Below are 8,403 nucleotides of genomic sequence, written 5' to 3'. Positions count from 1 at the left end.
GAGCCGCCGACGAGGCCGGCGATGACCAGCAGCCAGATACGCGGATCGATCCATGTCATGCGATCGCCTCCCCGCCGGCCGCGCGGTACGCGGCCAGCACATGCTCGATGTCGTGCTCATGCTGGCCATACCCGGCCCCCGGCAGGCTGGCCCACACATTCGACACCTTCGCGATCGCTTCGCGAAACCGTCCTGCGTCGATCAATGGCAAAGCGCCGTGTTCGCGCAGCTGCCGCAGCGCGTACCGATCCTGCGACACCGGCCCGAAGTCCGGCAGCTTCATCTGCGCCTGATAGATCCGCCACCAGCGCGCGAGGATCTGGTAACGGCCGGCCGCCGTCGACGGAAACCGGATCTGCCGATTGAGTACGTTCGGATGCGCCGCGTAACAGGAGAACAGCAGCGGCCGCGACGGCGTCGAACCCACCAGGACGTTGTAACCATCGTCCGACTTCGCCAGCAGCGCCGAGCCGATCTCGCTCACGGCGATGGCGTCGAGGAACGCCACCCGGTTCTTTCCGCCGGCGGCGGCAACACTGATTCGCGCCATCGTCACTTCCCCCCAAACAATCGCGTCGCCTTCCGGCGCAGCAGCGCTTCGAGATACTGCGACCCGGCAATGCCGAGTGCACTCCCGACGCCGAGCAAAGCGATCGGCGGCAGATCCGGAATCTGCAGCAGCGCGATCCCGGCCATCATCGACGTTGCCGATCCCAGCATCGCCCGGCCGGCCACGAGCCGAAACGTCAATTGTTCCCCGCCGACCAGCACCTTCGCGATACCAATCAATGCGCCCATGATGACCAGCTCCAGAATCGTCTTTTCGTGGTCTTGCATCGGTTCCCCTTCGCCCGATAAAAACAAAGGCCGCCCCGGTTGCCCGTGAGCGGCCTGCCAATACGGTGCGTGACGCGTTACTTCGGCGCCGGCACCACCAGATTGATTTTCCTGCCCGGCTTCTTCCCGTGCCCGACCTTCGCTTTCCCCTTGTTTCCTCCATTCAATGTAACGACCGTGATCCATCCGCGCGATGCGACCGTATGCTCGACCGACTCGATCAGAAACTCGCCGTCGACGCCGGCCTTGAACCCCTTCAGCGCGATCGCCTTTTCCGCCGACAGATCCGCCCTGCCGCGCATCGTGAGCCGGCTCACCGACGTATGGCGATTGAGCGTCTTCAATCTCGACGTCGCGCCCGCCTTTGCGGCCTCGGGGCTCGCGAATACGTGACGCTCGGTATGCACCGCGGACGCGCCTGGCGGGGCGTCGGGATTCGGAATCGTGAGGTCGATCTTCTTCCCGGTCTTGCGATCGTGCACCTTCGTTCGGACAGCGGCAAAGCTGGCGCGGTCAGGAAAGTTGATGTCATAGTCGATCAGCGCATCGGGCGTGAGCGTCACGACCGGCAGCGGTTTCCCGCTCGCGCTCCTGCCTCCGCCGCGCGGCAACACGATCAGCTTGCCGGTCTTGACCGTCGCCGTCGCACCGTACTGCCGCGCAACACGCGTGATGAAGTGCAGATCGCTCTCGCCGAACTGGTCGATGCGCGGCACGACGACATCGACGTCGCACGCGGCCGACCACTTGTTACGTCGCGCAACATCGCCGACGATGTCGGCCAGCTTTGCATTCGACCAGCTGCCGTATCGCTGCGTCTTCGATGTCGCACGCATGTTCGCCGGCTTGCCCCGGATCACGACGCTGGCCGGCGGGCCACGCACGCCGACATCGTCGACGGCATACTCGCCGAGCATCGACAGTCCCTGCCCCTCCCAGCCGACCGACACCTTCAACGTCGCGCCCTTCGGCGGAAACGCGATCCGGCCGTCGCGATCGTCCAGCGTGATCGTGCACTCGTCGGCGTCCAGGCCCGGTTTGTCGACCGACCGGATTTCAAGCACCCGGTCCTGAATGATCTCGGTCACGTCCGCGCCATTCGCGATGATCTGAAATATCGCTTCCATCGCACCTCGCTATGTCCAGAGCCGGATCACTTCGGCACGCGGCGCCTCGAGATCCGGCATCAGGATCTCGACGCCTGCAGGGAACGGCTGCGGTCGTGCCGCGAGCCCCGGATTCGCGTCGTACACGGCCTCGACGGTGCCCTGCAATGTCCCGTAGAAGCGGAAGCACAGCGTGTCGAGCGCGTCGCCGTCAGACGTTCTTAAAGTCTTCGCCATAGCGGCCAAACTCCACCGAGAATGTTTGCTTGCGCGGCAAGCCGTCCACGAGCAGCGCGTCCTGTTCTTCCTCGATGCTCTGCAGATACCAGCGGCCGAGCACGTCGCCGTCGCCTGTCATCAGGTGCACGGGCTTCATGCGTCCGCCGATATCGCGCAGACGGTTGATCTGCTTCGTGCCGGCGCCGAGCGCCGGGAACACGACACCCGACAGCGTGATCGTCTCGCCCCCTTCGCTGACCGCCTGCAGCGCCTCTCGACGGTTCAGGCGTTCCTGCGATGCGACGCGATACCGCGTCGCCCGACGCAGCTTGTCGTATGCGGCCGTCGACAGGTTGAAATGGAACGCATCCCCCGCGTCGGTCGTCATCGACATCAGGTGCGGCGTACTCGACGTCGCTCCGTCAACCAGGCCGGACAGCATCGATCCGACGCCCGTCGACTGGATCACGCTGAGCACCGCCGAATCCTTGATGCCGACTGCAGCGTTGAATTGAATCCACGCCCCGCCGAGCGCCGACTTCACACTGTCGGCGGCGGCCCGCACCAGCGGGAAATTCGATCCGTCGATGGTCTTCAGAATCGAGCCGATCGACGCCTGCGTCGCATTGAAGCTGCGCAGCACCGTGCCGACCTGCGGGAACAGATCGCCGGCCACCGACAGCGCGCCCGACGCGCCCGTCAGCAACTCGGCCGCGCTGCTCAGATTGCCGGTCGCGAGACGCTGCAGCACGTCGACCGTCGACATGCTCGCCGCGCGGTTTCGATCGAATACCCTGACCACCTGGCGCACGCGTTCGGTCGCAATGCCCGCCTGCGTCGCCGCGCCCGTGATCTGCCGAATCACTTCCATCGCGCTCTCCCTTACATATGCGGCGCATCGAACATTGCCGTTCGACTGTTCGCCTTTCGTTGGTGCTCATCCATCATTCGCGTCAAAACCGGACTGACCTGCGCAAGGAACCGGTTGGCCGCATCGGCATCGCTCGCCTCGAGCTTCACGTGGAAAACCGGCGCGAACGTGTTGGTTTGCTCGATACGCGGCCCCGGCCGAGTGCCGGCAGCTGCACCCTGCGCCACAAGCGCCTTCGCTTTCGCAAGCGCGGCGACGTTCGCGGGCGGCTCATCCGACTTGCGATCCAGCACCTTCCGTGACACCGCACCGAACACCTTGTCGCCGGCAAATGTGCCGACTGCGCCACCGATCACACCGAGAACCGCCGCCCCGATCGGCCCACCCAGCGCACCGATCATTGCGCCGACCTTCGCGCCCATCACGCCACCGGCAACGCTGCCCGCTATCCCCGCGAACCGGTTCGCCTTTTGCGTGTTCGTGTCGGTGCTCGACGCGACGGCGTAGGCTTCGCGCGCCGCGAGACCGAGCTTCAGCACCGTGCCGGCCACGGCGAGTTTTCCGGCGTACGGAGCAACCCGACCGAACAGCGTCCGGCCCGCATTGAAGATTCGCCCGATCCGTCCGCCCCGGGCCGCCGCTCGACGTGCGGGACGCCCACCGCTGAGCAGATCCCCGGAGCCGCCCCCGCTGGCGCCACCGCCGGGCATATTGACGACGAACACGCGCTGTACCCCGCCAGCAGCTCCCGCAGCGCCGCCGAGCGCATCGAGCGCCGATCCGACCCGGCCAGCGCCGCCGGCACGCCCGGCAGCCGCTCGACCGCCTCGAGCGAGCACGGCGCCGCGCGCGATGTCGATCACGCCTCGGCCCATGTTCCAAAGTGCCTTTGCGCCGCGCAGTGCCAGGACTGCGCCCGCCACGCCGACGACGGCAGCCGTCGCCTTCGGTGCACTCTCTGCAACAGACCGGATACCGCTGCCGAGCGCCTTGGCGCTTTCGCCGACGCGATCCGTAATCGGGCGCAGCGCGTCCCCGATGCTGCGCATCGCGTCGTCCCATTGCTGGCCGACCTCGCGCCAGATCTGCGTGGACGTCTCGCGACGGGCCTCCAGATCCCGCTGGATCTCGCCGCTCGCCTGCTGCGCGTTGCGTTTCAGATTCGTGTACAGCTCCGCGTTCTGCATGTATGCGGTCAGTGCGGCCTTGACCTGCATGTCGTTGAACAGGTCGCCGGTCTTCATCGTCTCGGCGAACGCGGCCATCTGCGCCTCGCGCCTGGCCGGATCCATTTCCGCATTGAACTGCTTCGCCGCTACCGAAAGCTGCTTCGCCTTCTCCGGATCGACATGCTCGATGTACGCGCGGGCGAGGACGAACGACGCCTCCAAAGTCGACCAGCCCTTGCCGATCGCCTCACGCATCTTGGACTGATAGTCGACGCCGGCCTTCGCGTAGTTGCGTTCCGTCTCTCCGGAACCGATCTTTGAAAACCAGTTCTTCAGGTTGTTCGCCGCTTCGTCGGAGCTGCCCGCTGTTTTCATCTGCACCTGGAGCATGGCCCCGAGCTGCGTCACGGAGTCCAGCCCCGTGATACCGAGCTTCTTCATCTCGGCCAGCAGCACCGGAAACCATCGCGCCATGTCGACGGATTCGAACGACCCTTCCTTGCCGAGATACGCGATCGCCTCCAATGCGCTCGCCATCTGGCGCGGGTCCGCAATCCCCGCGTTCTGCTGCAGCGCCTGGATCATCTTCGCGGTCTCGACCGTCGTCGCGCCCTGACCGATCGAGAATTGCGCGACCAGCGGCGCGAAGTTGAGCGCCCGCCTCAGATCCATCCCGCCCGCGACCATCTGATTGATCGAATCGGCCAGCTCGTTGCGGCCGATGCCGTTCGCCGCGGCGTCACGCCGGATACGCGATGCCATTGCGGTCTCCGCCTGCGTGCGCGCGATGCCGGCCTTGATCGCGATATCGCGAATGATCGCCTCGTAGTTCGCTGCGATCGTCGCCGGCACCGCAACCGCCGCCGTCAGCTTCATGGCATCGCCGATGACACCGCGCCCGGCCTGTTGACCGGCTGCCAGCCGCTCGTATCCGGACGCCTGTAGATCCAGCCCTCGCGTCGTCCGGCCGAGCCGCGCATAGGCGCGTTCGAGCCGGTCGACCTCGATGCCGGCATCCCGCAGCGCCTTCAGGTTGCCGTCCAGCTTGCGGCGGATACCGTCCGCCGCACCGTCGCCACTCAGGTGCAGCCGGCGGAATTCATCCTGCAGGCGCATCGTCTCGCCGATCTGGCGCTGCCAGAGCCGCGCATCGTTCGCCCGCTTCTTCATCGCGTCGATTTTCGTCGACGTGTCGGCGATCGCCTTTCCGAACGTCGCCGACACGGCTCCGCCGATCACGATGCCAAGTGCAAGGTCTTTCGCCATCCCGGCTCCTTCAGTCCGTCAACCACCAGAGCATGTCGTCGACCGTCATCGCGTCGATCGACGTCGGCGACATGCCGAATTCACGCACCAGGCGATTCGCCAGCGCCTTGAGGGTCTTTCGGTCCAGCTTTGCGTACGGATCGAAAAGAGTAGTAGGCGTCCTGCACGCGCTCGTAATCGGCCATGTCCATCGCGTCGAGATCGCTCGGCGCAATGTCGGCGAGGGATGCGAACAGGATCAGCTCCTGTTCCTCGGCATCGTTCGGCGCGAGCTTCTGTGCACCGCGCATATCGCGCACCTTTGGCCGGCGCATCGTGAAGGTGTCGCACTCGACGCCGTTGAGAGTGATCGGATAGTCGAGCTTGACCGTGACCTTTTCCATTGCGGTTCCCGAAATGAAAAATGGCGAGCCGTCGGCTCGCCATTGATTGAAGAAAGCAGCGTCGCTGCGTGGCCGTCGAACGACGGTTACATGCCGAGTCCCTTGCGAACCGCTGCGAGCTGATCCACACCGTTGATCACGCGCCGGCACGCGAAAACATCGATCTCGTGCACGATCGCGCCGTCGATCTCCAGCTTGTAGTAGTCGCACGACACGTTGAATTTCGCATCGACCTTTTCACCGGGCTTCCATTCACCCGGATCGACTTCATACAGCAGGCCGCGCAGATACACGGTGACGTTCTTCGACTTGCCGCTGCGATCCTTGAATACCGCACGAAACACGCCGTTGAACGCGCCCTCATCGACCAGCCCGAAGAACTTCAGCACGTCGTACTCCATCGTCCCCATCGCGAACGACGCTTCGAGCGCCTCCATCCCCTGGTCCACCTTGACCGCCGCGTCCATGCCGGCCGCGCGGTAGTCGTCCGTCTTGAGCTTCAGCTTCGGCGGCGTCACGCTCGTCGCGCACCCCGCATATCCCCGGCCGTCGACAAACGCGTTGCAGCCGTACAAAGTTTCCGGAATCATCGCCCTTCCCTCAGATCTGGTTATCGAGCACTTCGGTCAGCCACTGGTTCGTGACCTCGAAGCGGAAAATCGGGTTTTCGGCCGGCGGGACATCCGTGAAGCGAATATTCCAGTACACCCTGCCGTCCTCGAGCTGACTCGCCGTGTTCAGCTCCGGATCCGGGTAGACCTCGAAGTTGATCAGTGCGCCCTGACGCTTCAGGTCGCGCATGAACGCCCGCAGCCCCTCCGTCACGTCGCTGACGTATGTCGCCGTGATGCCGCGATCGACCGCCCACTTGTGGCCGGCCTGGACCGCGTCCATGACGATGTCGAGCGTCCGTACGCGCGTGACGAACTTCCATTTCGGATCGGACGACAGCGTGCGGTTCCCCCACAGGCGATAACCGCCGTCGCGAATGATCGTGGCGATCTTCGCGTTGTTGAGCAGGTTCGCGCGGCACGTCTCGTCGCCGTCGAGGTATTCGATCGGTCGGCCGGTGCCCGTGATCCCGACGATTTCCTTGTTCGACGGCGACGCCCAGAAGCCGATCTTCGCGTCGGTCTGACAGAACAGACCCGCCGCGAATGCCGATGCCGGCAGATCGATCTCCTCGTTCGACGCCGTATCCCACACCTTCGCGCCCGGATCCACCATGTAAAGCCGCTTGCTGCCGAAATGCCTCGAATATGCAATCGCTACCTCGTCGTGGACGTCCGGCCCGTCGATCACGGCGATCGCACGCAGTTTTCCGGCGAGCGAATCTGCCGCCGTCGCCACCGACGACCTTGCGGTATGGCCCGGCGCGATCAGCAGACGCGGCTGCGCGTTGAAGCGCGACTTTGCATCGAGCAGCGCCTGCATGCCGGTGCGGGTGCCGGTCGCCGTCACACCGCCGATGACCTCGGACGCGAGCTGCTCCGGATTGGGTATGAACGGCACGCCGACTGCGACGACGACAGCGCTGCTCTGCGCATAGATGGCGCGGGCCGCGCGCGCGACCGCACTACTTTCGCCGAACGCCTGCACTGCCTCGCGATAACTCGTCAGCTGCACCGGGACGTTCGGTTGCACCAGATCTTCGCCGGGCCTGTACGTATCGGTCAGGCCGACGACCGACGACGACGGCACCGCGATCGTGCGCGGGCCGCTGTCGACAATGGTCGTCGTGATGCCGTGATAAAACGAAGTCGCTCCCATGCGGACCTCCAGAAATTAAAAAAGCCGCTCGAAGGAGCGGCTTACGAAACGGAGCGGCGCACAGATGCGCCGGGAAAGTTACTTTGCGTCGGCCACGGCGGACGGCTCAAACTGGCCCTTCCGGGTGCTGTCATCGACAGACAATGCAGCATCCGCATCGGCGTCCGCTCCATTCGCGCCATCATCGTGATTGACAAGCTTGTCGCGACGCGCGGCTTCTTCAGCTTCGCGCGCTGCCTCGATCGCCTCGCGAGCGGCTTTCTCCGCACGGGCCGCCTCGACTCTGGCAAGCACCGCAGCCGGATCAGGCTCCGCCGGCCACTCGGCCCCGTTCGGGAACGTCGGCAGATCCACCACGCGGACGAGCGCGACCTGATACTCGGCCCACGCGTCGAACATCGCCTCTTCAATGTCCGACAGCTTGCCTGTCACGCGTGCATCCGACTTGCCGAAATTCTGCTGACGCGCCCGCTCCATTCGCCCGAGAAACTCGCGCATCGCGGCTTCGCGTGCTTTCTCCGCAACAACAGCAGGGGCGACAACCCATGCCCCATCGCCCCACACATACTCGTCGGACGGCCGCGGAGTCTCCGTCAAGCCAACGTCGTCGGGCCGCACACCGGCAACGAGAACTTCGGCCGGCTCGCCGGTTGAAGTGTGATACAGACGCACGCCGCGATAATCCGGCAGCATTTCCCACTTCTCGTCACGCCAGAACGGCCAGGTACGCAGCGGCCGCTCGGGCAACGGTTCAAGCGTGCAGAACGCAGGAACCAGATAGC

The 8,403-nt window shown here is 64.9% G+C and carries 10 protein-coding genes; all 10 read right to left on the bottom strand.

The window, feature by feature from the left end; genetic code table 11:
- Window positions 1-55 precede the first annotated feature (55 nt).
- The gene (locus tag KH616_RS17295) at window positions 56-550 is read right to left on the bottom strand and encodes a glycoside hydrolase family 104 protein (RefSeq protein WP_292248590.1); all 495 of its coding nucleotides are present in this window, start codon (window positions 548-550) and stop codon (window positions 56-58) included.
- Between the two features lie 2 nt (window positions 551-552).
- On the bottom strand, window positions 553-837 hold the full coding sequence (locus tag KH616_RS17290) for a holin (protein WP_292248588.1): 285 nt from the start codon (window positions 835-837) through the stop codon (window positions 553-555).
- Window positions 838-914: 77 nt separating this feature from the next.
- The gene (locus KH616_RS17285) at window positions 915-1,964 is read right to left on the bottom strand and encodes a contractile injection system protein, VgrG/Pvc8 family (RefSeq protein ID WP_292248586.1); all 1,050 of its coding nucleotides are present in this window, start codon (window positions 1,962-1,964) and stop codon (window positions 915-917) included.
- A gap of 9 nt (window positions 1,965-1,973) precedes the next feature.
- A complete protein-coding gene (locus tag KH616_RS17280; protein ID WP_292248584.1) occupies window positions 1,974-2,180 on the bottom strand; it encodes a tail protein X in 207 nt (68 codons plus the stop codon).
- Window positions 2,155-3,033, bottom strand: a complete 879-nt coding sequence (locus KH616_RS17275; RefSeq protein WP_292248581.1) for a phage tail protein — start codon at window positions 3,031-3,033, stop codon at window positions 2,155-2,157. The genes KH616_RS17280 and KH616_RS17275 overlap by 26 nt, the downstream gene beginning before the upstream one ends.
- An 11-nt stretch (window positions 3,034-3,044) precedes the next feature.
- Window positions 3,045-5,468, bottom strand: a complete 2,424-nt coding sequence (locus tag KH616_RS17270; protein WP_292248578.1) for a phage tail tape measure protein — start codon at window positions 5,466-5,468, stop codon at window positions 3,045-3,047.
- 80 nt (window positions 5,469-5,548) lie between these two features.
- Window positions 5,549-5,851 (bottom strand): phage tail assembly protein, encoded by a 303-nt coding sequence (locus KH616_RS17265; RefSeq protein ID WP_292248576.1) that lies wholly within the window; start codon window positions 5,849-5,851, stop codon window positions 5,549-5,551.
- 86 nt (window positions 5,852-5,937) lie between these two features.
- A complete protein-coding gene (locus KH616_RS17260) occupies window positions 5,938-6,441 on the bottom strand; it encodes a phage major tail tube protein (protein WP_292248573.1) in 504 nt (167 codons plus the stop codon).
- A gap of 10 nt (window positions 6,442-6,451) precedes the next feature.
- Window positions 6,452-7,621 carry a phage tail sheath family protein gene (locus KH616_RS17255; RefSeq protein ID WP_292248570.1) on the bottom strand — a complete coding sequence of 390 codons (1,170 nt, stop codon included), beginning with the start codon at window positions 7,619-7,621 and terminating at the stop codon, window positions 6,452-6,454.
- Window positions 7,622-7,699: 78 nt separating this feature from the next.
- Window positions 7,700-8,314: a tail fiber assembly protein gene (locus tag KH616_RS17250; RefSeq protein ID WP_292248567.1), complete on the bottom strand. Its 615-nt coding sequence runs from the start codon at window positions 8,312-8,314 to the stop codon at window positions 7,700-7,702.
- Window positions 8,315-8,403 lie beyond the last annotated feature (89 nt).

Source organism: Burkholderia sp. (assembly GCF_018375725.1).
Classification (GTDB): domain Bacteria; phylum Pseudomonadota; class Gammaproteobacteria; order Burkholderiales; family Burkholderiaceae; genus Burkholderia.
This window is presented reverse-complemented; position numbering and strand designations above follow the sequence as displayed.

Excerpts from the sequence above, each read along its gene's own strand:
- KH616_RS17295 (WP_292248590.1), bottom strand. The coding sequence starts at position 550 with ATGGCGCGAATCAGTGTTGCCGCCGCCGGCGGAAAGAACCGGGTGGCG.
- KH616_RS17290 (WP_292248588.1), bottom strand. The coding sequence starts at position 837 with ATGCAAGACCACGAAAAGACGATTCTGGAGCTGGTCATCATGGGCGCA.
- KH616_RS17285 (WP_292248586.1), bottom strand. The coding sequence starts at position 1,964 with ATGGAAGCGATATTTCAGATCATCGCGAATGGCGCGGACGTGACCGAG.
- KH616_RS17280 (WP_292248584.1), bottom strand. The coding sequence starts at position 2,180 with ATGGCGAAGACTTTAAGAACGTCTGACGGCGACGCGCTCGACACGCTG.
- KH616_RS17275 (WP_292248581.1), bottom strand. The coding sequence starts at position 3,033 with ATGGAAGTGATTCGGCAGATCACGGGCGCGGCGACGCAGGCGGGCATT.
- KH616_RS17270 (WP_292248578.1), bottom strand. The coding sequence starts at position 5,468 with ATGGCGAAAGACCTTGCACTTGGCATCGTGATCGGCGGAGCCGTGTCG.
- KH616_RS17265 (WP_292248576.1), bottom strand. The coding sequence starts at position 5,851 with ATGGAAAAGGTCACGGTCAAGCTCGACTATCCGATCACTCTCAACGGC.
- KH616_RS17260 (WP_292248573.1), bottom strand. The coding sequence starts at position 6,441 with ATGATTCCGGAAACTTTGTACGGCTGCAACGCGTTTGTCGACGGCCGG.
- KH616_RS17255 (WP_292248570.1), bottom strand. The coding sequence starts at position 7,621 with ATGGGAGCGACTTCGTTTTATCACGGCATCACGACGACCATTGTCGAC.
- KH616_RS17250 (WP_292248567.1), bottom strand. The coding sequence starts at position 8,314 with ATGCTGCCGGATTATCGCGGCGTGCGTCTGTATCACACTTCAACCGGC.